Raw genomic sequence first — 24,941 nt, 5'->3', positions numbered from 1 at the left:
TTAAAGTACATTGCACCTTAACCTTAGTAAAAACAAAAAAACCAACGATATTATCGCTGGTCTAAACTTATATATTTACATTGTGAACTTTTTTCTAATTAGGCTAAAAAGTTTCGCGCCTCATTCAGATAGTCATAAATGTCACTTGGTAGGTTTTTACGTAACAGTAGTGCTTGGAATATGCGCATTTGATTATAAAATTGATGCCATTCGGCCTCAGTTGTTGGTTGTGGCCGCCGCGTCAATTCTTGTCGCCATTGTTTCAAGACCTTCAAAAAATAATTAGCATAAAGGTCATTCATATTAACAATATGTGTGATATAGGCTGCTATTCGTTGGTTTTCCCCCATAACGAGTGGCCCATCCAAACGCTTAAGCCGCTCAACTAATAAGGTCAATAAGAATAACTTATCAGCCCGCAACACATTTACATCGGCGGTTAGCTCATCAAGAAGATTTGCAATGTGCATAAAGGTGTGTGCCCAGCCTTTTTCGCCCACGAAGCCCCGATAATCCCGTTCCAAAGCTAAGTAGAGGGCTACCTGTTGAATCATAGCTTCACGCAGTTGGTCACCGAAAACATCCTGCGCCTGATTACGATTAGCATAGTTAAGCATTGAGAGTAGGAAAACTGTGAATGAGCGCATAAAAATGCCATCATTCTCTTCCTCAGTTATATGGGAAAACAATACGTTATCCTGTAGCAAATACCGTGTCATTAATAGCAGCTGTCTTTGTGAAAAAACACCATGTTGTAAGGCATCCGTAATAAAGAAAAAAACACCTTGATCGCGTAACTTTGGATCTGTTTGCCTTAGACCACTTAAAATTGCAATCAGTTCTGCATCTTCAAGCTGTGTACCACCTTCTGTTCCTAATTCAGCTTGTTTATCTGCCAACAGCTTTTGAATTTTATCTAGTTCTTTTTCATTTAATTGACTGACTGGTGTTGGCTGATCATAATCAAGCTCATCCAACAAGCGACCTAATTCAGTTCCTAAACTATCAAGTAATTCACCGGCATGCACACGCCGCCGAACATCCTGCAAGGCTTGGCGAAAATCCTCTATTGTGTAGTCCATAATTTCGCATCCTCTCAATATAATCACTTTCTTAATGTTAAAGTAAATTCCAGTAAAACACAATTAACCAAGAAAAGACAATGATTTACGTCAGATTTTCTAGATGTATGGCTGTGCAGTTTCTTAATTCAAAAAACTCAGGAACTTTATTAAAGACACCTGAGCTTTATTTTATTTCTTTACTTCAAAGAACCTGTGAAGGTCTCTAAATTTGTATTTAATTGTGCCTGCAAATTAGTGATAAACTTCTTAGTCACACGTCCTTCAAGATTATCAGCTAATTCATAGCGATTTTGCAAAGCCAATACTAGCTTTGAATCAAAGAAACCATCTACAGCTAACCCTAAACCTTTTTGCATTACCCGGACAGTCGCTGAACCTTGTGCCTGTGCATCAGGAACAAAATCAAATCCTTGATCGTTATCAAAATTGGCCTGATTTGACAATGGTTGTGAACTAATCACACCATCAGCTGGCAAACCTAGTACCGTTTGCATCTTCTTAATCACCAACTCACTAAATTTTCCATTTGGTGCTAGCTTGGTTTCATACTTAACAGTATCTCCAGTTAAAGCAGCAATGCGCTTTAAATATGCCTGCCAGGCTGCTGGTTTTGCTAATGATTGGGGACATTCCGTTGGCGTAAACTCTTGGTGCATATGCACATCATTCACCGATAGCCCATACTTCTTAATTAGTGATGCAATAAATTTAACTGAGCTAGCTAGGGTTGCCTTAGAAAACTCCCAGGTTGGTGCACCAGTGCTATTTAAATGTTCAACCCCAATTGAACGTAAATTAACACTCCAATTGCCGGCATGCCAAGCTGTATCTTCTGGTGCAACATAAAGTTCAACCCGCTCATCCTTCACACCATAGTGTGCTGATACTCCCGACTCATCCCAAGCCTTTGGAAACAAGTCTGCTTGTGTTGTTGCCATTCCATGAATCACGATCATCTTAATTGGGTAATCGCTACGACCAGCACTTTCCCATTGTTGCCCCCAAGATTCACGCATATCAATAATATTCATAAGCTCCCTCCAATAGTCAATTTATTGTTCCTTTAACAATCTTTTTCAATCGTTAATTTGAACACCTTTATACTAACGTGCATTAACACGCACTTACTTGTCAAAAGCCCCTCACTTATCAATCAATTCCAGCAAAGCTAATTAGTCAAACATAAAAAGCCATTTACTGCTATTCAAATCGCAGTAAACGGCTTTCAATCGTCATTCATAATGGCCATAATCAGACAAAATTACTACCTGCTTATTTGCTTGATTAACTTTATAGACAACTCGATGCTGTCCATTAATTCTACGTGAGTATTTACCTTCAACTGGGGGCTTTAATTTTTCGAATCGCTGATTAATTTTAAAGGGGTCATCTTTTAATTGTTCAACAACTTTTAGAAACTGACTTTTCAAATTGGCTTTGCCTATTTTTTTCAAATCAAGTTTTGCTGAATTTTCAATCACAACTTCAAAATTGGCCATTATAGGTTATCCCAATCGATATCATCGATATTCGTAACCCCAACTGAATTTTTCTCGCGTTCTAGCGCATCTTGTAACTGTCCGTTCATCATCAAAGCCATGGTTTCTTCCATCGCTTCATAATCTTTACGATTAATAATGACAGCGTCTAAATTTTCATCTTTTTGTTGAATAATAATAGGCCGGTGTTCAGTAGCAGTATCACGTAAGATGGCAAAAAAGTTTTGCCGTGCGTTTGACGGTGTAAAAGCTTGCTGCATAACTCGTACCTCCTTCTTGTACAACAATTATATCACTATAGTTGTACAGATATCAAGTACAATATCTTCAGTCTTATTAACGCACTAATACACCCAACAAAAAAGAGCAAGCTCAAGTTGAGCTCACTCTTAGTATTTTACAGATTATTAACCTAAACGAATCAATTAACTACTCTTCTAGGTGGAAGTAATAAGTCGAAACCGTTACATTTCGTCGACTCAAAGCAGCCCGTAAGCGTAACGAATTTTGATTATGCAAGGCATGCTGCCAACTCTTTCTTGGCACAAACTGTGGAATCAAGATTGTCAAAGAATGGTTCCGCTCTTGAGCACCCTTAGCAATTTCATCAACGAAACGGCTCGCAGGTTCAGTAATTGAACGATAAGATGAATGAATATCCACATAGCGTACATCTGGGAATTCATCTTTAAATTCAACACCCAAACGGTGCTCCTTAGCCGGATTCGAATCAAAAGATACGTGCATTGCTAATACCCGATCACCAATTGATTGGGCATAGTCAACTGCTTGAGCAGTAACCTTGGTCAAGTTTGATACCAAAACAACAACTGTTGCACCATCATAATGATGCCGCTTGATTGGCTCTTGTGAAATTACCCGTAATTGCTTAGCAACCATTTGATAATGGTGGTTAATCTTTGTAAAGACTAAGGCCATAATCGGCATCAAAATCAAGTAAGGCCAAGCAGATTGGAAGTGTAACCAGAATAAAGTCACGACTAACAAGCCAGAAATTGCAGCACCAATAAAGTTAATCATTGCCTTAAACTGCCAATGCGCACCACGCAGACGATTCCAATGAATAATCATTCCTGATTGACTCAATGTGAACGGTGTGAAAACACCAACCGCATATAGTGGTATCAATTCTTCAACTGAACCATTGAAAATAAAAATCAAGATGATTGCGCCGACCGCCAAAGAAATAATTCCATTTGAGTAGCCTAACCGGTCACCCTTATCCATATAACTATGGGGCATGAACTTATCTTTAGCTAAATTAAAGGCAAGCTGTGGGAAAGCTGAAAAACCAGTATTTGCAGCCACGGCCAAAATCAAAGCGGTCGATAACTGAATAATGTAGAAGGCTACCCCACGACCATTAAAGGTCCGCTCAGTAATTTGGGCCAAAACCGTCGTATCATTTTTAGGTACGATACCATAATAATATGACAAGAAGGTAATTCCAGCAAAGAAGAAGCCAAGGATTGCTGACATCATCAACAAGGTACCTGCTGCGTTTTTGGCCTTAGGTTCCTTAAAGTTAGGAACGGCATTTGAAATTGCTTCAACTCCGGTCAATGAAGATGAACCACTTGAGAATGCTCGTAGGAACAAAACAATTGAAATGCCACCAGCTGATTGACCAATATGGGCCGTTGCCATATATGGTACTGCACCCGTTGCAACATTATACAAACCGACAACCAACATAATGGCAATGGTAAGGATAAAGAGATAGACCGGAATCATCAAGAATGTTGCTGACTCCCGCACACCTCGAAGGTTAATCACCATTAGCCCTAAGATAATTAAGATTGAGATTAAAATTGAGTAAGGTCGCAGACCCGGAATCGCAGCTGCAATTGCGTCCATTCCTGAGGAAACGGAAACGGCAACCGTCAACATATAATCAACTAGTAGCGAACCACCAGCAACTAAGCCAGCCCGCTTACCCCAGTTTTCTGATGAAACCATGTAAGCTCCACCACCACCAGGATAGGCATGGATAATTTGCTGATAAGAAAAGGTAATCGCTGCCAAAAGTACCAAAACAAGAATTGCAATTGGAATTTGCATCCAAAGCGTTAATGCACTAACTGCAAACAGCGCAATTGTTACTTGTTCTGGTCCATACGCAACGGATGACAAAGCATCCGGTGACAAAAGTGCCAACGCCTTGAAACGATTCAAGTGCTGACCACCTTCGTCCAAAGTTTTGAGCGGTTTTCCAATCAAAACTCGCTTAAGAAAGCGCCACATTATTTCACTCCTAATAATTAAAATTTAGACAATCCCATAAAGGATTAATGTCTGTTCACAAAAGTTATTACAAACACTCAACGTTCTATTCTATGACCTTAACTTACAATTGTCTACACATATCTTGAATAAACTCGTAAGCCTTTTTCTAGTCGGCTTGACTAAAGCGTTTGGGCTTACCTTTATTCTTTGAGTGTTTCCGTTTAGCCTGCTTTTCTTTTTCAAAACGTTCTTCGCGGCTAACTTGCTCAACCACTGGTTTTGACCGCTTAGTTGCCTTCTTTTTATTTTGACCGCCAAGCACAATTTTTCTTGGCTTGGTTGCCGTATCAGCACTTACCTTACTTGAATTTGTTGCTGGCTTGGTTGGTGCTTCAACTGAACTGGTCGTATCAGTTACAACCTCTGCGCGTTCATTTTGTTGATTTCTTTGCCCGGGTTTACCAGTCAAATTAATTTCAACCGCAACTTTTCGTCGTAGGTCACGCAAATCGTGGTCATTACCAAAGGAAATTACTTGACCAACCTTACCCATACGACCAGTTCGTCCAGCCCGGTGTGTATAAGTTTCACCATCCCGTGGTAAATCAAAATTGATTACCGCTGAAAGGTCCGTAATATCAAGTCCTCGGGCTGCTACGTCTGTCGTCAATAAGAATTTAGCCTTGCCCTTACGAAAATCTTCTAATGACTTTTGCCGTGTTGATGATGAGTCACCACGCACTAAGGTTGCCATGGCTACATGTTCATGGGCAAGATAAGATGCCGTAATCTTTAATTGCTTAGTTGTATTAAAGAATACCATTGCTTGGAATTTCTTTTGCGCTGCTAATTGCCGTAGCCGCTTGGCACGTTGATCCGTTGCAGTTAGCCAAAATTCATGTTCAATTGCACTCGGAATTGGTACATCACGTTGGTCGATTTGGACAAAATCACGATCAAAGAGGCCTGCAGCAACACTTGGGTCAAGGTCAGTCGCCCCAAACAAAGCCACCTGAACATCAGCATCATCAATTACATCCCAAACTTGGTCAATTTGATTAGCTGTTTCTTCTTGTAACAAAATATCTGCTTCATCTAAAATCAGAGTCTTAATTCGCTGTAATTTTAACTTCCCACTAGCCACTAACTCAGCTACCCGGCCTGGTGTTCCAACTAAAATCTCAGGATGCTTCTTTAAGCGGTCTAACTGATTTTTAACGTTTGCTCCACCTGTAATTGATAATACGCGTAACCCAAGTAGCGCCGCCCACTCACGCATTACGCGGGTTGTTTGCATCGCTAATTCTTGTGAGGGTGCTAAGACTAAAAGTTGCTCCCCGTCATCAGCAGTCAAACGCGGCAGTAGGGGCCAAACAAAGGCCAAAGTCTTACCCGTCCCAGTTGGCGCCAAGGCATTAATTGATTGACCCTCAGCTAAGGCCGTTGCAGTAGCCCTTTGAATTGGCGTCAGTTCGGTAATCCCCACTGATGTTAAATGTGTTTCGAAGCGTTCGTCCATATTTGTCTCCTTATCTTCTTAGCCGAACCATTGACTAAACAGTTCTGATTCTACTAGCTAAACTAATAAAATTGCTATGTATTAAGGGTCAGATGATTGCTAAATAGAATTAACATCATCCGACCCTTAACTTAACTTATTATCCTATGTCACTGCCCTTATTTGTCAGCTGGAAAGACAATTCCGGCATCAGCCCGCAAAGCAGTTAACACCAAATTAACGCGCTGACTCAACATTAGTAAGTCTTCGTACTCTGCCTTGGTTTCAACTGGATGATTTATCATATCAGCAAAAACTTGGGCTTCTTGAACCATTGGATTAGCCGGTGCCAAGCCTGAAATCACTTGCTCCTGACCTTGTCCATCGTTGTATTTGACTTCTTCTAACTCAGCGATATTAGAAATCAAAATTGTATCACGTAACCCTAGAATTTCTGAATGCAAATATGAATTCGCTTGCTTACCAAAAATCAAAGTTACGTCAAAGTCTGCGTAACGTAAAATTGCAACACCACGTCCATCCCCACCATTACGCAACCGCGTTGCAAAGTAGTGCTGACTTTGTGGTAGCCCAAATAACTTAATTGCTGCATAGAGTGGATAAACACCCAAATCAGTCAAAGCACCCGCTGCAAACTTAGGGTTTAATACATTGGGCTCTTCACCAGCTAAGTAGGCATCAAAACGTGATGAATACTTCTCATATACGAAGGTTGCACCAGAAATATGCGCCATCTGCGCAATTTGTTCTTCAATAACTTTAAAATTAGCCTGATGAATGTGCCGGGCTGCTTCAAAGAAACGCACCTTTGGGTTTTCACGTAATAAGGCATATATTTTTTCAAACTCGTTTGTGTTTGCAAAGGCTGATTTCTCAACAATGATGTGCACCCCATTGCGAATTGCGATGGCTGCTTGCAAAAAATGTAAACTATTTGGTGATGCAATATAAACAACATCAATCCCGCTCGTCAACATATCATTCAAATCTGTGAAGACCGCTGTTTCACCAACAAAATCATCAGCAAAGGCCTTACCCGTCTCAAAATGTCGCGAATAAACCGACTTTAGTTCATATTCACCAGAAAGATACGCGGCTTCAACAAACATCTTAGTAATCCAATTTGTGCCAATTATGCCAAGTTTCAAAGTCATGTAGAACCTCCTCTTAGGCATTCTTTTCAAACACCGTCACTGATTCAATATGGGTTGTTTGTGGGAATTGGTCCACTGGTTGAACCTCACCCTTTATATGATAACCATTTTCAATAATTTGGGCTGCATCCCGAACCAAAGTTGCTGGATTACAGCTAATATAAACCAACTTTGCTGGTGCCATCGCAGTTGCGGCATCAATTAGTTCTGGGGTCAACCCCTTACGTGGTGGATCAACGAAAATCACATCCGGTTGCACTTCGGCTTCTTGCCAAGCGACCATTTGCTCTTCGGCCTTCCCTAAGGTAAAGCGCACATTTTTGATACCGTTTAGCTTTGCATTACGCTTAGCATCTTCAACGGCACCTTCGATAATTTCCACACCGAGCACTTCGCGAACCTGTTCAGCAATCGTCAAAGAAATCGTACCAATTCCAGAATAAGCATCGATTACCAAATCATCAGCCTTTAACTCAGCCTTTTGAGCAGCTAACTTATATAGTTGCTCCGTTGTCTGTGGGTTAACTTGATAGAATGATAGTGGGCCAATCTCGAACTGCTTACCAAAGAGCGTATCCTTGATGGTCTTATTACCCCACAAAACATTATTTTCAGTTCCCATGATGACATTCGTCTTAGCTGGGTTGATATTTTGGATAATTGACTTAACCTCTGGGAGTGCATCAGTGATTTCACGAACAATTTCGTCAACCAACTGTAGCTTCTTGGTACGGGTGACCAAAACAACCATCATTTCATGGCTATAATAACCACGTCGTACCATTACTGTCCGGATTACGCCTTGGTGCTTAAACTCATCATAGGCTGGCACATGGTACTTTCGCAAAATATCACGTACGACGATGATTGCCTTATCAATCTCAGGATCTTGAATATAATAATCTTCAATTGGGACAAGGTTGTGTGAATTACGGCGGTAAAAACCAGTTGTCAATTCACCCTTCACTTCACGCACTGGAATTTGGGCCTTATTACGATAGCCGACCGGATTGTCCATGCCGATTGTTGGCGCAATTTCAGCCTCAACGTGCTGCTTTTTGAATAATTCAGCAATTTGATTCTGCTTGTACTCTAGTTGTGCATCGTACTTTAGGTTTGCCAAGGGGGCAATTCCCGTGATAATTGCATCTTGGTCAACATCATGATTACGATTAGGCGAATCTTTCAAACGCTTAATCACGCGACCAAAAGCAAAATTCTTTTGTACTTTGGTAATCCCAACTTTAACCACTTCACCAGGAATTGCGTTGACTACAAAGATTGGAAAATCTTCAAATTTTACAACACCTAAACCTTGATAGGTTAAGTCGACAACTTCTGCCTCGAATTCTTGATTCTTAATAACGGGGGCTTTGCTCTTCATAAATTTCTCCTTATATTGGACTTTGCGACGTCCATGCCCCACCAGTATAACACGAAAAACTACCAATCAGCCGATAAATACACCAGCTCGTACTTCGGAGACAAAATATAGCGAACCCGTAATAATTGTTGGCTGGTCGGGTTTAGTTGCCGCCAGCGCCGTCCGCCAATCCGGGTAAACTAGAATATTTGCTAAAGCTGCATCGTCATCTAATTTTGGTGCACTAACCGCTTGGCGGCTCCCTGGTGCTTGAAATTCTGCTACCGCTAACTGAACTTGCGGTAACTTAACTAAAATTTGTAACATTGCTCGATACTCTTTATCCGTTAAGGCGCCAAAAATTACCTGAATCGGCTGCTCAGCGAAATTTTCTCTAATTGTCTGTGCTAATTGTTCGACCCCGGCTACATTGTGGGCCCCATCAATAATTAATTGGGGTTGTTTTTTTAGTGTTTCAAACCGGGCTGGCCAACTAACTGTGCTCAAGGCATTGATTACTTGGTTCTCAGTTAATTCAAGTTTATATTTGGCTAATACAATTTCAGCAAGTCGCAGGGCAACGCCGGCATTTGCTACTTGAAAGCTTCCCTGTAGATTTAACGGTAACAGTCTAAAATGATTACGACCTTGAAAATCAATTAACTGCTGCCCATGTTCTTGACCCACCTGGCGACTAAAGAAATCGTGACCCAACCACGCAGCTTCCAAATTAAGTTTCTCAATGGCTAAATTCACAACACTCTGGGCTTCAGCTGGTAAAGTCCCTAAGACAAGCGGCACACCTCGCCGTAAAATCCCAACCTTTTGCGTGGTAATTTCCGCCAAAGTCTTGCCTAGTATTTTCTGATGGTCATAACTAATTGAAGTAATTGCAGTAGCCAATTTGTTGCTGGCTGGAACAACATTTGTTGTGTCCCACAAACCACCAATCCCAACTTCTAAAATCACTACGTCAACCGGATAGCGCGCAAAATATAGAAACATTAAGGCGGTTAGTGTTTCAAACTCGGTTGGTCCCGCATCAACACCTTCTTGATCAAGCTGGCTGACCACTGGGGCAATTTCTTGCATCAATGCTAACAAACGTTCATCCCTAATTGGTCCGGCATCGTCTTGGATTCGCTCATTAAAGCGCATAATATATGGTGATGTGAAAAGGCCCACCGATAAATTTGCCTGCCGCAATATTTGCGCTAGCATCTTACTCGTTGAGCCCTTACCATTTGTACCAGTTATATGCACATATTGTGCTTGTAGGTGCGGATTACCTAAGCGGGCAAGCAACGTCTCAATTCTTTGAAAACTTGGGGTCTTCTTCCACTTACTACGTCCATGGATAAAATTAATTGCTTCCGCATAGGTTTTAATCATTATTTTAACGTCCAATCAATCTCTTCTGGCTTTACAAAGGCCAATTCAAATAAGAAGCGCTCAATTCTTTTTTGCGACCACTTATGGCCTTGATCTGGCAACAAACGATAGGTCTTTAATAAGGTATCTTTAACCCATTTCGCGTTTGCTTCTTTAATCGGTGTATTTTGCGCAATTAACTGCCCAAACTGCTCATTTGTAAAAGTTTCTCCCCGTGCGACCATTCTAACGCCTCCTAGTAAGTATTCCTTAAGTAATTATACGGGTTTTAGCAGCCAAGTAAAAGGCTTTCAACCTGACCAACTCCATCAAACTTTAGCCAAATAAAAGCTACGCTAAGTCATATTTTAAACCTAGCGTAGCTTTTTTTTAATTCACAATATTTGCCACTAACTACTTAGCTGCTTTTAATTCTGCTAAACGAGCCTCAGTTGCTGCTAATTTAGCTTCCCAGTCAGCTAGCTTCGTTTTTTCTTCAGCAACCACAGCTGCTGGCGCGTTATTAACAAACTTTTCATTGCCAAGCTTGCCCTGACCACGCTTAACTTCACCCGCAAACTTCTTAATTTCACCTTGTAAGCGAACGATTTCTTCATCTAAATCAATCAACTCAGCCAAAGGCACAATTACCTCCGCCCCAGAAATCACTTGAGTCATTGCTAACTTAGGTGCAACGATATCCGCACCAATTAACAACTGCTTTGGCTTAACAAACCGGTTGATATAGTCAGCGTTGGCATTGAAGATTGCTTGTAGCTTTGCATCATCAGTCTTAATCATCACATCAATTGCCGTTGACATTGGTGCATTGGCTTCCGTCCGAATTGTCCGCACTGCTTTGATTAAGTCGATTAGGCTTTGGAAATCTGCCTCGGCGGCTGGATTACGATAAGCTTCATTGACAACTGGGTAAGCGGCACTAACCAAAGAATCACCTTCATGCGGCATAGTAAGCCAAATTTCTTCGGTCACGAACGGCATAATTGGGTGCAAAAGGCGGAGCGTTTGATCCAAGACGTAAGCTAAGACATTTTGCACAACTGCTTTAGCGGCCTCATTATCACCATTCAAGGTTTCCTTAGTCATCTCGATGTACCAGTCAGCAAAATCATTCCAGATGAAATTATAAAGTGCACGTCCGGCTTCACCAAATTCAAACTTATCAAAGTTTTTCTCAACTGAATCAATTGTTGCCGTCAAACGTGACAAAATCCACTTATCGGCCAATGATAAGTTAGCCAATTCTGGTTGGGCGCTGCTCGTTGTATCCGTCAAATTCATAATGACATAACGTGAAGCGTTCCAGATTTTATTGATAAAGTTCCAAGCTGCGTCCATCTTTGTATAAGAGAAACGCACATCTAGCCCCGGCGTTGAACCAGTAGCCAAGAACCAGCGCAAGGCGTCAGCCCCGTATTTCTCAATCACGTCCATTGGGTCAATTCCATTTCCCAATGACTTTGACATCTTACGGCCTTCTTCATCACGAATTAAACCATGAATCAAAACATTCTTAAAGGGACGGCGACCAGTAAATTCCTTTGATTGGAACATCATCCGGGCCACCCAGAAGAAGATAATGTCATAACCCGTTACCAATGTGTTGGTTGGGAAATAGCGTTGGTAGTCAGCTGAATTTTCATCGGGCCAACCCATGGTAGTAAAAGGCCAAAGGGCTGATGAGAACCAAGTATCTAGGACATCAGAGTCTTGCGTCCAATTTTCAGGGTCACTTGGTGCTTCCATACCGACATACATTTCACCAGTTGTCTTATGATACCAGGCTGGAATCTGGTGACCCCACCAAAGTTGCCGTGAAATAACCCAATCATGAATGTTATCCATCCAACGAGTAAAGGTATCTTCAAACCGTGGTGGATAAAAATCAACCCGGTCTTCTGAAGCCTGCATGGCCAAAGCTTGCTCAGCCAATGGCTTCATCTTTACAAACCACTGGGTTGATAGCCGGGCTTCAACCACAACACCCGTACGTTCTGAATGACCAACTGAATGGGTATAAGGTTCTACCTCAAGCATCCAACCAGCATCAGTTAAATCAGCGACAATGGCTTTACGTGCATCATCCCGATCCATACCAACATACTTACCAGCACGCTCATTCATTGAGCCATCTTCGTTCATGGTGTTGATACGCTCAAGGTTATGCCGATTACCAACTTCAAAATCATTTGGATCATGTGCTGGTGTTATCTTAACCATGCCAGTTCCAAAGTCCATCTCGACATACTCATCAGCAATCACCGGAATCTCACGTTCAACCAAGGGCACCTTAATCGTCTTACCAATAATACTTTGATAACGGGGGTCGTTTGGGTTTACGGCCACGGCAACATCACCAAACATGGTTTCTGGACGTGTTGTTGCAATTTCAATGTAGTCTTTACCATCCAAAGTCGTACCATCGGTAAATGGATACTTAACATGGTAAAAGGCTCCTTCAACATCCTTATAAATAACCTCGATGTCAGATAAAGCGGTACGCGCCTTCGGGTCCCAATTAATGATGTACTCACCACGATAAATTAAATCTTTTTGATACAGGGTCACAAAGACCTTACGCACCGCCTCAGATAAACCTTCATCAAGCGTAAAGCGTTCGCGGTCATAGTCTAATGACAAGCCAAGCTTTCCCCATTGCGCTTTAATGGTACTTGCGTATTCATTCTTCCAGTCCCAAACTTGCTCAACAAATTTTTCTCGACCTAAATCATAACGTGATACACCTTCTTCAGCCAAACGTTGCTCAACTTTAGCTTGAGTTGCAATTCCAGCATGGTCCATTCCAGGTACCCAAACTGTATCAAAGCCCTGCATCCGCTTTTGACGAATTAGCATATCTTGCAAAGTTGTATCCCAAGCATGCCCTAAGTGCAGCTTACCAGTAACGTTTGGTGGTGGAATTACAATTGAATAAGGCCGTGCCTTAGCATTACCTGATGGCTTAAAACGTCCCTCTTGCACCCACTTATCATAGCGACCTGCTTCAACCGCCGCTGGATTATACTTTCCCGGCATTTCTATTTCGCGCATATTATCCTCATTTCCACTAAAACAAATAAAAAGCCCCGTTCATCTATATTCATAGATAAACAGGGCGACTAATTAACTCGCGGTACCACCTGAATTGAGGTCAAAGCCCCATCTCATTAAAAACTTAACGCGTTTTACACGGTGTGGCTACTCACTTAATTCACCAACACAGCCCATTAGCTACCTTCTCAAATAAAGCCGCATACATTCTCACCAACCATGTACTCGCTAAAGTCGTCTTTATAGATACTCTCTAATGCAATGCCATGTCATAATTTTACGGTTAAATATAATTAAATGCAATAGGCCTAAGCGCCTTTTTTGGTTTTATAATACGCTATCTACTAGTTTACAAAACTAGTAGATAGCGTTATGATATTTAAAAATGACGGAGGTGTTTAATTGTGATTATGCCTAAAAGTAATTTTCGGTCTAGCCGAACCTACCAAATTATCTATGAAATTTTAAACAGTGTCACCCATGGCCTTGGTGCTTTAGTTGCCGTTTCAGCAGCTACTTTGATGTTAGTCTTAGCTGTTATCACCAAACAAAGTCCCTTAACAATCACCGCACTTAGTATCTATGCTGCCTCAATTATCATTTTTTTGTTAGCCTCAACGCTATTCCATGCACTCATCTTTACACGTGCCGTAAAAATCTTCCAATTTCTTGACCATTCAGGTATTTACCTAGTTATCTTAGGTTCTTATACCCCCTATACTTGGCTCTTCATGCCAAAAGTAGTTGGCTGGACAATTTGGGGCATAATCGCCTTCCTAAGTGTAGCCGGTATCATCTATGACTTACGCTTTTTGGGGCGCTGGCCTTGGCTTTCTACTGGTATCTATCTAATCATGGGATGGCTAATTGTGATGGCTTTCCCTCAATTACATCAAACGCTGACCCCCTTCGCCTTTAATACCCTCCTAGCTGGTGGGGTCACTTACTCTTTAGGTGCCATGGTTTATCTCTTTCCTAAAATTCCCATGGGGCATGTCTTTTGGCACCTCTTTGTCCTTGGAGGCGCAACTTTAATGTATATATCGCTCTTTTCGATGCTATTCATTGGTCACTAAGGCAAACAAAAACCACCATTTAAAATGGTGGTTTTTTTCATAACTTAAATTAAGCCCTCAAAGGCTAACAACTCACGCTTCCAAGTCACGCCGGCGCGGTATTGACCGATACTGCCATCCTTAAGCAAGATGCGATGACAAGCCAATAAGACTAGGATTGGATTTTTACCAACTGCTGAAGCTACCGCTCTAACTGCCTGCGGATAACCTAGTGCTGTCGCTAATTGTGAATAGGTCAGGGTTTTATTTGAAGGTGCCCTTCTTAAATACTGCCAAACTGCTTCTTGTAGCTTGGTACCCTGCCAATCGACTGTAAAATCAGGTAAGGCTTGATGATTTAAGTATGCTTGCACTAATTTTGCATACTGTACTTCCGTTGCAAAGGTAAAAGTAGCTGGCTCAAACCAATTTGTATATTCAAGTAAAGGTTCTGCGGCTAGACTAACAAATTTTAGGCCTTGTTTTGAATAAAACAAAGTGATTTGCCCGCTTAAAAATGGATACTGCTCTACTTGCATCTTGCCCGACCTCACTTAGTTATTATTTGGTTGGTTGACCCGAACCCGCATCGCTTGCACCCCTAAAATATCAAGGAAATAAGATACTATCGGCACACCGACAATCAAGCCCCAGGCCCCAAGCAATCGCTCCATCACAATTAAGGTTACAAAGGTTACAAAAATTGGTAAGTGCGTACGACCGGCCATTAAACGAGGATGCAAGAAATATGATTCAAATGAATGAATGAGGATAATTAAAATCAAAACCTCAACAAACATCCAAACGCCCCCTGTTACAAAGGCCATCATTGATAATGGAATAATTGAGATCAATACACCAGCAACTGGCACAAAACCTAGGATAAAGACAATTACTCCCATAACAAAAGGACTAGGTAGCCCAATAAAGAGTAAGCCAATCACCGTTAAAATCGTATTAATTATTGTAATTTTTAATTGGACCTCAACAACTGCTCCAAGATGTGCAATGAACTTTGATGTCAGAAAATAGATATTTTTAAACAATTTAGGATGGTTTGAAGTTAAAAACTGACGGCCAAACTTATCGATTCTAAACCGTGTTAGAGCAAAAATAAAGGACATAAAGACTGATAATAACACCATTAAGGTCACATTGCTAAGCACTCCAACTGTGTGGAGCAATTGACTTGCCCAGGTCTGCCAATTAGAGCTAACTTCTTTGACTATGTCTAACTTTTTTGCTAAATCGGTTGCATAATCTGCCAAAACCGGATACTCTCGCAATCCCTTAGCTATCGCATTGGGAATTAAAATTGCTTGATTATAAAGTACCGGGAAAATATAATCGATTGCTAAGATTAATAGGCCTAAGACCAATAAGTAGGTCGCAATTACCGCTAATGGATAAGGTAAACCAGTTTTTTTAGTAATTTGGTCACTAGCTTGAATCGCTAAGTATGAAAAGATAATCAACAATAAAATCATTGAAATCATCTCATGAAAAATAAAAATCAATGCGATTAAAAAAAACAGCGTCGCATATAGTTGTACGTCATCGCGCTTTAAGAAGCGCACAATATAGTCCATAGCCAATCCCCTTTACTACTTTTTCTCATGTAGTCAAGTATAACACCTTGCAAATCGTAAATTAACTAAAAAAGTTTGTACAAATATATTACAATCCAGGATCATAAATATTTGTACAAACTTTTAAGTTTAAAGCTTACGAATTGCTTCAATTCTTTTATCAATTGGCGGATGACTATCGAATAGCGAAGCCATCTTTTTCTCGCTAGCCAAAGGATTAGAAATGTATAAGGCAGCACTAGCTGGCGCAACATTTTCTTCATCCATCGGCTCACTGGTCGAAATTTTTTCTAAAGCACTAATCATTGCTTCTGGGTTACGTGTCAACTCAACTGCACCCGCGTCAGCCAAATACTCACGATTTCTTGAAATCGCCATTTGGACCATTGTTGCTGCTAAAGGTGCTAAAACTAGAACTAGTAGCGAAAACACTAAAGCAACAATGTTATTACCATTATTGCGATTATCGCGATTCGAACCACCAAAGAACCAAAAATTAGTACCCAAATTAGCCAGCAAAGCAATCGCTGATGATAAAGCAACCGCTAAAGTCTGTAAGCGAATATCATAGTTTCTTACGTGAGTCATTTCATGGGCCATCACCGCTTCTAATTCAGCCCGATTCAAGCGTTGAATTATCCCAGCAGTGGCCGCTACCGCTGCGTGTTGTGGGTTATTCCCCGTCGCAAAGGCATTTGGGCTGGCATCATCAATGATAAAAACCCGCGGCATTGGCACCTGTGCAACCAAAGCCATGTCTTCTACAATATGCCATAATTCTGGTGCTTGCTCAGCACTAGTAATTTCTTTGGCATGGTTCATCGCCATGACGACCTCGGTCGACTGACTAAACATATAGCCCGCATACACTAAGCCAATGATTAGAGCGATAATAACCCCGGTTTGCGCTGAACGCCAGATGAAATAACCTAAAGCAGCACCAACTAAAGCAACGAATAAGAAGAAACCAAAGAAAAGTAGGACAGTTTTACGTTTGTTGCGCGCAATCTGCTCAAATAACATTGCTTCCCTCCAATCCTTTACATACCCTCATCATTAAAAGAAATATCAGGCACTGCTTTTTCTTCAGCTGGTGTAGTCAAGAACTCACTAGGCTTGAAGCCGTGCACACCGGCCACAATATTTGTTGGAAAACTCTGCAACTTCATATTGTAATTGGCCGTTGCCGTGTTGAATAGTTGGCGTGAGTAGGCAATTTTGTTTTCAGTATTAGATAGCTCTTCCATCAACTTATTGTATTGATTTGAAGCCTTCAAATCTGGATAGGCTTCACCGACTGCAAAAATTGACTTTAAACCAGCTGTTAGTTGGTCAGAAATCTCCATCGTTTGCTTAGGATCAGCACCAGTTGGTACGTTCATCAATTGGTTACGTAAACCAATAACTTTTTCCAAAGTTCCTTGTTCAAAACGCGCATAGCCCTTCACGGTTTCTAACAAGTTTGGAATTAAATCATTTCGACGCTTCAATTGTACATCAATTTGGCTCCATGCCTCAGTGGTATACATACGTGATTTTACAAGCCCGTTATAGATTGAAACCCATAAGACGGCTAAAACGATTACAATTGCTACGATAATTAGAATAGTCATAAATTACTCCCTTCAAATGTCTTACTATAAATCATAACAGAATTTTAGGCACTTTCGGTGATATTCCTAAATTCGTATTTTTATTCTCGATAATATTTCCAAGGTTCTTCAAGATTAAAGGCCGCATCCGTTGATACCACTAAGCCTTTTTTAAAACGGGTCAACAACCACTCTTGCAAAGGAGCTGGAATCGCTAATAAATTCATATCACTTGGTGACAAAGCATAATGAAGCCCCTTTTCGTCAGCAGTCACAACTTTTTGTACCCAATTAGGTTCAACAATTAATTCACGACCCAGTGCAGCACCAGCCACCCCAGCAGTTACTAGCTGTTCAACCTGGGCTGGTGTCCGCAAAAGTCCCGCAACAATCAGCGGAATATCGCCTAACAAATGTAGATATTTAGCATACAGTGGTTCCGAGTCTTCGCGGTCCATGAAGGGGCTTTGAAAGGCATCTTTGAGGGACAAGTGGAAATAGGCAATCGGACGTTTGATTATTTCTTGTGCCATCCGCAAAGCTGCTGGATGCCGGATACCAACCGGCGTTGATTCCTCTGGTGATTGACGATAACCAATAATAAAATCTGTATCCGCATACTGATTACGAATCTTAATTACTTCATCTAACACCGCTAATCCATAGCGCATCCGGGCATTTTCATCCCCACCCCATTCATCATCACGGTCATTTGCATGCGCTGAGAAGAATTGTTGCAATAAATACATATTGGCACCATGAATTTCGACACCATCAAAACCCGCCTCATACGCCCGGCGAGTTGCCTGTCCAAAGGCAAGGATACTATCCAAAATTTCATTTTCCGTCATTGCCCGCGGTACCGCCATACCAGCTTGGTGACTAACAAGATTGGATGGGCCAAGAACATCCTCATGCGGAACCGCAGCTGGGTCAGCAATCCGACCACCAAATGATAGCTGTAAAATTGCCAGTGCACCTTGATTTTGAATGGTTTGTGCTAAGCGCTTTAGACCGGGAATTTTATCATCACTGTCCGCCCCAATTTGCCCCGTATAACTTTGTGCTGGTGCTGAAACATAAGCCATTTCCGTAATTACCATGCCCGGGCCAGCCGACCGTAGTTGATAATACCGTAGTTCTGCCTCGGTCACTTCCCCCGTTGCAAAGGATGAACGCAATGTTGTTGGTGGCATAATAATATGATTTTTAACTTGACGGCCATTTGCCAACGTAAAAGGTTGTAAAAATTGATAACCCATCCGCTTTATCTCCCTATCTGACTTTGAATAAAATTAGCACTAAGTAAAAAGAGCCGGACAAACTAATATCCCGCTCTTTTTTAATTGACGATTACAGCTTATAGATAAGCATTAATTGAAGCTTCGATTGCAGCTAATTCTTCATCAGCAGCAAGGGCGCTTTCACCCTTAGTTCCAATATAGAATTTAATCTTAGGCTCAGTTCCTGAAGGCCGAACGGCAACCCATGAACCATCACTCAACCAATACTTAAGCACATTCGCCTTAGGCAAGATCAATGGCTGCTCTGCTTGATTAGTTAAGTCAATTTCAAGCTGACTAGCAAAGTCTTCCAACTTTACAACTGCAACGCCACCAAATTCAGTTGGCATATTTGTCCTAAACTTAGCCATTAGTTCAGCAATCTTGTCGGCACCATCAATACCAGCAAAGGTCAATGAATTAGTCTTTTCAACATAGTAGCCATACTTTTCAAAGAGTTCTTGGAGGCCATCATAAAGAGTCATACCAAGTGACTTATAGTAAGCAGCAACTTCAGCCAATAAGACAGTTACTTGGACTGAATCCTTGTCGCGAACAAAGCCTTTGACCAAATAACCATATGACTCCTCAAAACCGAAGAGGAAGGTATGTTCATTAGTATCCTCATAGTGTTGAATTTGCTCAGCAATGTATTTAAATCCAGTCAAAACATTGACAGTCGTCACACCAAGGTTAGCTGCAATCGCAGTTGCAAATTCTGATGACACGATTGACTTCACTAAGGCACCATTAGTGGGCAAAGTGTGATCAGCTTGCTTAGCAGTCAAAATATAGTTAAGCAAAATTGCACCAATTTGATTTCCAGTCAACAACTGATAGTCACCAGTTGGCATCCGAACAGCTGTTCCCATTCGATCGGCATCTGGGTCAACCGCAATAACAACATCAGCACCTTCGCGCTTGGCTAAATCAATTCCCATTGCCAAAGCAGCATGGTCTTCAGGATTTGGTAGCTTGACCGTTGGAAAATCACCATCTGGTTCTGCTTGCTCAGGAACAATCGTAACTTGTTCAAAACCGGCATTATGCAAGGCAGCACCAGCAATCTTCGCACCAGTACCATGCAGTGGTGAATAAACCAACTTCATATCCTTACCAACAGTATCAATCAATGCTTGATTAATTGTTACGGTCTTAATTTCGGCCAAATAGGCTTGATCAACCGCATCACCAATAACTTCAAGCAAGTTTGCTGCCTTCATCGCTTCAATTGATTCAGCTTTGACATTAAACATGTCAGCTTCACGGATTGAAGCTGTTACAATATCTGATTCTTTAGGTGGCATTTGCCCACCATCTTCACCATAAATCTTGTAACCATTGTATTCTTTAGGGTTGTGTGAAGCTGTAATCATAATTCCGGCATAAGTATGCAAGTAACGCACCGCAAATGACAACTCTGGCGTTGGCCGTAGGCTTTCAAAAACATAAGCCTTAATGCCATGTGCTGCCAAAACCCCCGCTGCTTCATAAGCAAAATCTTGTGAGAAATGCCGTGAGTCATAAGAAATCACAACGCCTCGTGTCTTAACATCGGCTGCTTGCAAGTCCATCAACCGTGCAAGACCCTCTGTAGCTTGACGTACCGTAAAAATATTCATCCGGTTAATTCCAGCCCCTAATAGGCCCCGCATCCCAGCAGTTCCAAATGATAGTGGTTGGTAAAAAGCATCCTCTTGGGTTGCTGCATCCATTGAACGTAACTCAGCTGCTAGAGCACTGGGCATCTTTGGCTCATCTAGCCATGCTTGATAAACATCTTTCCAAGGCATTAACGTGTCTCCATTTCAGATAAATTTGCTTTTATTATACCATATGAACTAAAAGCCGCCCTAATCAACAAAAGGGATTTATCAACTAATAAATAAGTTGGTTAAAAAAATCGTTAGCTAAATAGCCAACGATTTTAATTTTTCTATCCTTGTATCAAACCAGTATTAACTGGCTCACGGTAAACCAACTTCTTACGCTTAGCGTCTTTCAACAACTTCGTCCACTCTTCCCAAACAGCTTCTTCAGAGAAACGCTTTGAGAGTTCATACGAGGCGTCTGACATTTTTTGCAACTTCGCATCATCGGTAAATAGTTCAACCAACTTTTCAGCCATCGCATTAATGTCTTCGAAGGGTACAATGTACCCATTCTTGCCGTCAACAGTTAACTCATTTGGCCCATAATTGACGTCATAAGTCACACCAACCATACCGTGTGCATAAGCTTCCATCATGGCCAAATTAAAGCCTTCCATCATTGAAGCCAAAAGATAAACTTGATGGGTTCGTTGCGCTTCAGCCACTCCGGCTGCATCCGCGTACTCGTGTCCCGTTGCCCAGGTCTTCAAATCTGGATAGCGACTAGCTACCTCATCAATTGCCTTCTGGGCTGCATCTTCATTGCTATGGTCAACATACCCAAAGTAGTCCAGGGTAATGTCTGGAACCGTCTGCCGGGCAATCGCAATTGCTTCCATCATGTGGTGAACCCGCTTGTCATGGGCAATTCGCATGGTAACGGCAACTGAATGTGGCTTTCGATCACTCATCTTAACCCGTGGTTCGTTAATGACGTCATCTGGCACCACTCCAACGGAGATTGTATACAACTTGCACTTAGGCTCAAAGCGCTTTTTTACATCAGCGGTTTGCTTCTTAGTTGCTGAGATAATCGCATCATAAGCATTGGCATTCGTAAGCCCGTACTCATAGAAATTATTTAGCACTGAGTTCATTGTGTCCTGCGCATCACCCGCATGTGAATTATGCAAATGCAAAACTGTATAAGCTGGTCGGGTTAGATGCCGGAGCGCCCAATCACCAACGTGAGTCCGGTCAATGATAAAGATATTGGCACTCTCTGCATTCCAGTAATCCTCATTAATGGCATTGTAGAAATGCAAAGTTAATTCATCAATATTTGAGAAAACATAGATACCACCGTCTGGTTCAATCAACCGCCAACCGGTCTTTTGCAAGGTGTTATTGGCATCAAGGCAGTTAAAGGTTTCCAAAACCACGCGCCCCGCCGTATCGTACCAAACTTCTGTACCAATCTTGTTATCAGGCGTATACCACTGTGATAGGCTCAAAAAACCACGTGAATCATAGAAATCAACACAGTATAGGTTACCATAAGCATCAAATAACTCGACTGCACTTACCCGGCGAATTGGGTCATTGGCCATGAACCGTACCCGGGCAATCAATTGTTGCTCACGGAAAACTAAGAAGCGTGAATATTGATCTTCTAGTTGATATGATAAATTATCAACCCCAAAATCGAGATCTTCAACTTGAATTACCTTTTCCTCAACGGCAGTCGCCTTTTGGAAGTAATCAAACATCGCCAAGGTTTCATCGTCACTGACCCCATTATCATTTAAGAAATGGTGCAGATTTGGATTCCACTCACGAAAGACCAACTTAAAAGGTTCTTGGTGCGCCCGGAAAAGTTGCGCCCGCTTTAGTTGCGCATGTTCAATTCCTGAGTTCTTCTCATTAAAACTTGAATTTAGAAAAAATAGCATTTCTAGTTCTCCTTCGCAAAAATGTTATTAATCATTTGCTTTGTATTTAACCACTGTTGCCAAGCCGCTGCTTGGTTAAAGTTTTGCGCGTAATCATAGGTTGATTGTTCTAAATTGCCCTGCAAAACTTCCACTAAGGCTTTAACGGCCGTATCTACAGCGGCATATGGGACAACTTTACCGCTAACGCCTGCTTGGACTAGCTCGTTTACCCCATATTTAACCTTATAGGCCACCACTGGGACACCGTGGGACATGGCCTCAAGAATGTGCATCCCAAAGCCTTCACCCTTTGAAACTGAAAGCAAGGCCTTAGCTTGATCCAAAGCTGGTCCCAAGACATCATCAGTTTGATACCCCTTGAAGGTAACAACTTCTTCAAGACCGAGGGCTTTAACCCGCTCTTCGACTTCCTTTTGAACTTCGACTGGTGAAGCATAGCCATAAAAGTCCAAAGTTACATCCGGTACTATGTTTTTGACCCGGGCAATAATCTCCAATACATCGATTGGGTTGCGTTCTGCGGCAACACATCTTTGTACCTCTAAACGCCGATATATCAACATCGAAATCCGTTGTATTATGCAAAGGACTCACTACGGGACTCACTACTTTTTGTAAGTAAGAAAACATATGAAACATATTAAAAATTCAAACTCTACCCATTATATGTGTAGTTTATAAAATAACCCTCATCGAATAATGTCGTCATTCTATCTTGAATGGCGTTTTTTTATGAATTTTATTAGAATTTCTAATTCATAAAAACTTCATGTTGAATTCAAACAATATCAATTAAGTTCAATTATATTATCTAAATATAATATTTATTTGAGAGAGAATTGTTTGTGAGGACCTTTTTATAATGAAGCAGTTTAAATTTATTTCATCTAATATCCTTTTGGGGACTATTATAGCCATAATTCCGTTTGTACTTTTTTACCATCCAGGGATTAAGCCAGAAGGATTCCATTTTGAACGCAGCACAGCTTTAAAATCAAAAACTACTGATAGTAATAACAAATTTAAAAATGCTGCTAACTTGGTTAAAAAAGAAGTTTCGAAAATTATTTTAGAATAAAAATAAAAAAGCCTCACTAAGTAGAAATTAATCTACCTAGTGAGGCTTTAATATGAAATCGAAAGAAGGATTATCCTTTCTTTTTTTACAATTAAATTCTACTACTTAACATACGCAAGCTTCAACCAAACCGGTTCACCGTTCATTTCAATCTCAATTGAATTACCTACACGGCTAAGCACCTTATAGTTATCATTCAACGTAAAGTACTCCATTAGTCCGTTGTTACCTTGTGCTACTTGATTGCTCAATGCATTACCATAGCGGTCAGTTAACGTCATACTTTGAACTGGAATGTCGTTGTTATAGTCGGCTACTGGAATACTCATATCATCATTACGGGCGTACCAAGCACTGTTGTAGGTCTTCCATGAATCAACTACATATACACCGTCCAATGAAACCGTATCAGTTTTGTTTGTGTTTGGTTGAGTAATTGAACTATTATCGTTAGCTCCATTGCCGGTTGAGCCTGTTAATTCCGACCAATTGCCATATAAGTAGTCCCAATCATAACCGCCACCATCTCCATATTGGTAAAAGCTTACTTTATTCCACCAAGGAATGTTTAACATTTGATTTTCAGCCCATTCCTTAATTTCAGGAGTCAATGTTGTGTTCCCCATATACGGATAAAAGGCTACCCAAAGTGGATGGTCTGCAATATCTGACCAGTCAAACCGGCCATTTGCTCCCTTAGCAAAGAAGTAACTAGTATAGATACCAACCTTTTTGCCTGTAAGTTGTTGTACCTCGTCCATGAATTGCTTTGGCTCGTTTCCTGTGAAGTGATTACCGTCAACTGCTCCCTCTTCAAAGTCTAACCACAAGGTTACATCAGGATTTGCAATATCCGCTGCACTCAGTGAATTAACAAAGTAATGAGCTTGTGCGATCACATCGGTATCAGACCGTAGGTAATGGTAATAGCCTAAATGTTTTCCTTTTTGTTGAGTCTCAAGAGATTGACTATACATATATGGATTTGTGTAACTTGTTCCTTCTGTAGACTTCACAATAGCAAAGTCCCAGTTATCAGCTAAATAATTACCTTGGTGGCTGCTTACATCTGTACCGTAACTATCCGCATGAACCGAATCATTAGTAACAGCCATTCCACCTGCAAACAAAAAGGCCGTTGCAGTCGCAACAGCCAAAATTTTAAATTTATTCACTTGCTTTCTCCTTATCTTGATTCCGCTTTGAAATTTTACCAATGGTTGAACCACCCAAAATAGATGCAATCATTGCCACAACTGCGTAAATAGTGTTTGACACTTCTTCACCAAACGGTAAATTCCAAATCTTAGCAACGGCTAAATAAAAAGTCGCTAATGCAGTAAGAACTGTTGTAGCGACTGATGCAAATTCAATTTTATTCATGTTCACCTTCCTTAAATTCTAGTGCATAAATACGCTTCTCATGATTATCCAATCGCTCATCAGTAGTATGTTCAAGTTGCTCAAATTTACCGCTTAATCTATCC

General features: G+C 41.1%; 23 protein-coding genes and 1 other annotated feature. Of the genes, 2 read left to right on the top strand and 21 right to left on the bottom strand.

From position 1 onward, the window contains the following. Window positions 1-98 precede the first annotated feature (98 nt). The 11 genes from TT13_RS03340 to TT13_RS03290 all read right to left on the bottom strand — a co-directional run bounded on the left by TT13_RS03340 (window position 99) and on the right by TT13_RS03290 (window position 13,310). On the bottom strand, window positions 99-1,082 hold the full coding sequence (locus tag TT13_RS03340) for a DUF2785 domain-containing protein (RefSeq protein WP_027698677.1): 984 nt from the start codon (window positions 1,080-1,082) through the stop codon (window positions 99-101). 179 nt (window positions 1,083-1,261) lie between these two features. Then, window positions 1,262-2,116 (bottom strand): peptidoglycan recognition protein family protein, encoded by an 855-nt coding sequence (locus TT13_RS03335; RefSeq protein ID WP_052348526.1) that lies wholly within the window; start codon window positions 2,114-2,116, stop codon window positions 1,262-1,264. 201 nt (window positions 2,117-2,317) lie between these two features. Beyond that, the gene (locus TT13_RS03330) at window positions 2,318-2,584 is read right to left on the bottom strand and encodes a Txe/YoeB family addiction module toxin (RefSeq protein ID WP_027698676.1); all 267 of its coding nucleotides are present in this window, start codon (window positions 2,582-2,584) and stop codon (window positions 2,318-2,320) included. Continuing rightward, complete coding sequence (locus tag TT13_RS03325; RefSeq protein WP_027698675.1) at window positions 2,584-2,844, bottom strand: type II toxin-antitoxin system Phd/YefM family antitoxin; 261 nt, start codon at window positions 2,842-2,844, stop codon at window positions 2,584-2,586. The genes TT13_RS03330 and TT13_RS03325 overlap by 1 nt, the downstream gene beginning before the upstream one ends. Window positions 2,845-3,013: 169 nt before the next feature. Further along, the gene (locus TT13_RS03320) at window positions 3,014-4,849 is read right to left on the bottom strand and encodes an APC family permease (protein ID WP_027698674.1); all 1,836 of its coding nucleotides are present in this window, start codon (window positions 4,847-4,849) and stop codon (window positions 3,014-3,016) included. A gap of 148 nt (window positions 4,850-4,997) precedes the next feature. Further along, window positions 4,998-6,350, bottom strand: a complete 1,353-nt coding sequence (locus TT13_RS03315; protein ID WP_027698673.1) for a DEAD/DEAH box helicase — start codon at window positions 6,348-6,350, stop codon at window positions 4,998-5,000. A gap of 158 nt (window positions 6,351-6,508) precedes the next feature. After that, complete coding sequence (locus TT13_RS03310; RefSeq protein WP_027698672.1) at window positions 6,509-7,504, bottom strand: Gfo/Idh/MocA family protein; 996 nt, start codon at window positions 7,502-7,504, stop codon at window positions 6,509-6,511. Between the two features lie 13 nt (window positions 7,505-7,517). Further along, entirely contained in the window at window positions 7,518-8,888 is a 1,371-nt protein-coding gene (gene rlmD, locus TT13_RS03305) for a 23S rRNA (uracil(1939)-C(5))-methyltransferase RlmD (RefSeq protein ID WP_027698671.1), read from the bottom strand. A 66-nt stretch (window positions 8,889-8,954) separates the two neighbouring features. Beyond that, window positions 8,955-10,259, bottom strand: coding sequence for a bifunctional folylpolyglutamate synthase/dihydrofolate synthase (locus TT13_RS03300; RefSeq protein ID WP_027698670.1), 1,305 nt, complete (start codon window positions 10,257-10,259; stop codon window positions 8,955-8,957). Next, complete coding sequence (locus tag TT13_RS03295; protein ID WP_027698669.1) at window positions 10,259-10,483, bottom strand: hypothetical protein; 225 nt, start codon at window positions 10,481-10,483, stop codon at window positions 10,259-10,261. Before TT13_RS03295 ends, TT13_RS03300 begins: the two co-directional genes overlap by 1 nt. A gap of 169 nt (window positions 10,484-10,652) precedes the next feature. Continuing rightward, window positions 10,653-13,310: a valine--tRNA ligase gene (locus TT13_RS03290; RefSeq protein ID WP_027698668.1), complete on the bottom strand. Its 2,658-nt coding sequence runs from the start codon at window positions 13,308-13,310 to the stop codon at window positions 10,653-10,655. A gap of 57 nt (window positions 13,311-13,367) precedes the next feature. After that, window positions 13,368-13,581, bottom strand: a binding site (T-box leader). A 139-nt stretch (window positions 13,582-13,720) separates the two neighbouring features. On the opposite strand from TT13_RS03290, the gene trhA reads away from it, so the two are divergent. Next, complete coding sequence (gene trhA, locus TT13_RS03285; RefSeq protein WP_027698667.1) at window positions 13,721-14,386, top strand: PAQR family membrane homeostasis protein TrhA; 666 nt, start codon at window positions 13,721-13,723, stop codon at window positions 14,384-14,386. Between the two features lie 44 nt (window positions 14,387-14,430). On the opposite strand, the gene TT13_RS03280 is transcribed toward trhA, so the two are convergent. The 8 genes from TT13_RS03280 to TT13_RS03245 all read right to left on the bottom strand — a co-directional run bounded on the left by TT13_RS03280 (window position 14,431) and on the right by TT13_RS03245 (window position 22,939). Then, window positions 14,431-14,904, bottom strand: coding sequence for a methylated-DNA--[protein]-cysteine S-methyltransferase (locus TT13_RS03280; protein ID WP_027698666.1), 474 nt, complete (start codon window positions 14,902-14,904; stop codon window positions 14,431-14,433). 15 nt (window positions 14,905-14,919) lie between these two features. Next, window positions 14,920-15,954 (bottom strand): AI-2E family transporter, encoded by a 1,035-nt coding sequence (locus TT13_RS03275; protein ID WP_027698665.1) that lies wholly within the window; start codon window positions 15,952-15,954, stop codon window positions 14,920-14,922. 129 nt (window positions 15,955-16,083) lie between these two features. Then, window positions 16,084-16,977, bottom strand: coding sequence for a zinc metalloprotease HtpX (gene htpX / locus TT13_RS03270; RefSeq protein ID WP_027698664.1), 894 nt, complete (start codon window positions 16,975-16,977; stop codon window positions 16,084-16,086). Between the two features lie 17 nt (window positions 16,978-16,994). Further along, window positions 16,995-17,567 carry a LemA family protein gene (locus TT13_RS03265; protein WP_027698663.1) on the bottom strand — a complete coding sequence of 191 codons (573 nt, stop codon included), beginning with the start codon at window positions 17,565-17,567 and terminating at the stop codon, window positions 16,995-16,997. Between the two features lie 80 nt (window positions 17,568-17,647). Then, window positions 17,648-18,808: an oxidoreductase gene (locus TT13_RS03260; RefSeq protein ID WP_027698662.1), complete on the bottom strand. Its 1,161-nt coding sequence runs from the start codon at window positions 18,806-18,808 to the stop codon at window positions 17,648-17,650. 98 nt (window positions 18,809-18,906) lie between these two features. After that, window positions 18,907-20,622, bottom strand: coding sequence for a phospho-sugar mutase (locus TT13_RS03255; protein WP_027698661.1), 1,716 nt, complete (start codon window positions 20,620-20,622; stop codon window positions 18,907-18,909). 143 nt (window positions 20,623-20,765) lie between these two features. Then, a complete protein-coding gene (locus tag TT13_RS03250) occupies window positions 20,766-22,373 on the bottom strand; it encodes an accessory Sec system glycosyltransferase Asp1 (RefSeq protein WP_027698660.1) in 1,608 nt (535 codons plus the stop codon). A gap of 2 nt (window positions 22,374-22,375) precedes the next feature. Beyond that, on the bottom strand, window positions 22,376-22,939 hold the full coding sequence (locus tag TT13_RS03245) for a glycosyltransferase (protein WP_027698659.1): 564 nt from the start codon (window positions 22,937-22,939) through the stop codon (window positions 22,376-22,378). Between the two features lie 299 nt (window positions 22,940-23,238). Here TT13_RS03245 and TT13_RS03240 point away from each other — a divergent pair, with 299 nt between their 5' ends. Continuing rightward, the gene (locus TT13_RS03240) at window positions 23,239-23,454 is read left to right on the top strand and encodes a hypothetical protein (protein WP_027698658.1); all 216 of its coding nucleotides are present in this window, start codon (window positions 23,239-23,241) and stop codon (window positions 23,452-23,454) included. 101 nt (window positions 23,455-23,555) lie between these two features. On the opposite strand, the gene TT13_RS03235 is transcribed toward TT13_RS03240, so the two are convergent. After that, window positions 23,556-24,629 (bottom strand): glycoside hydrolase family 25 protein, encoded by a 1,074-nt coding sequence (locus tag TT13_RS03235; protein WP_027698657.1) that lies wholly within the window; start codon window positions 24,627-24,629, stop codon window positions 23,556-23,558. Further along, complete coding sequence (locus TT13_RS03230) at window positions 24,622-24,837, bottom strand: phage holin family protein (protein ID WP_027698355.1); 216 nt, start codon at window positions 24,835-24,837, stop codon at window positions 24,622-24,624. Before TT13_RS03230 ends, TT13_RS03235 begins: the two co-directional genes overlap by 8 nt. Window positions 24,838-24,941: the final 104 nt, after the last annotated feature.

It is taken from the genome of Weissella oryzae SG25, from assembly GCF_000691805.2.
Classification (GTDB): Bacteria; Bacillota; Bacilli; order Lactobacillales; family Lactobacillaceae; genus Weissella; species Weissella oryzae.
This window is presented reverse-complemented; position numbering and strand designations above follow the sequence as displayed.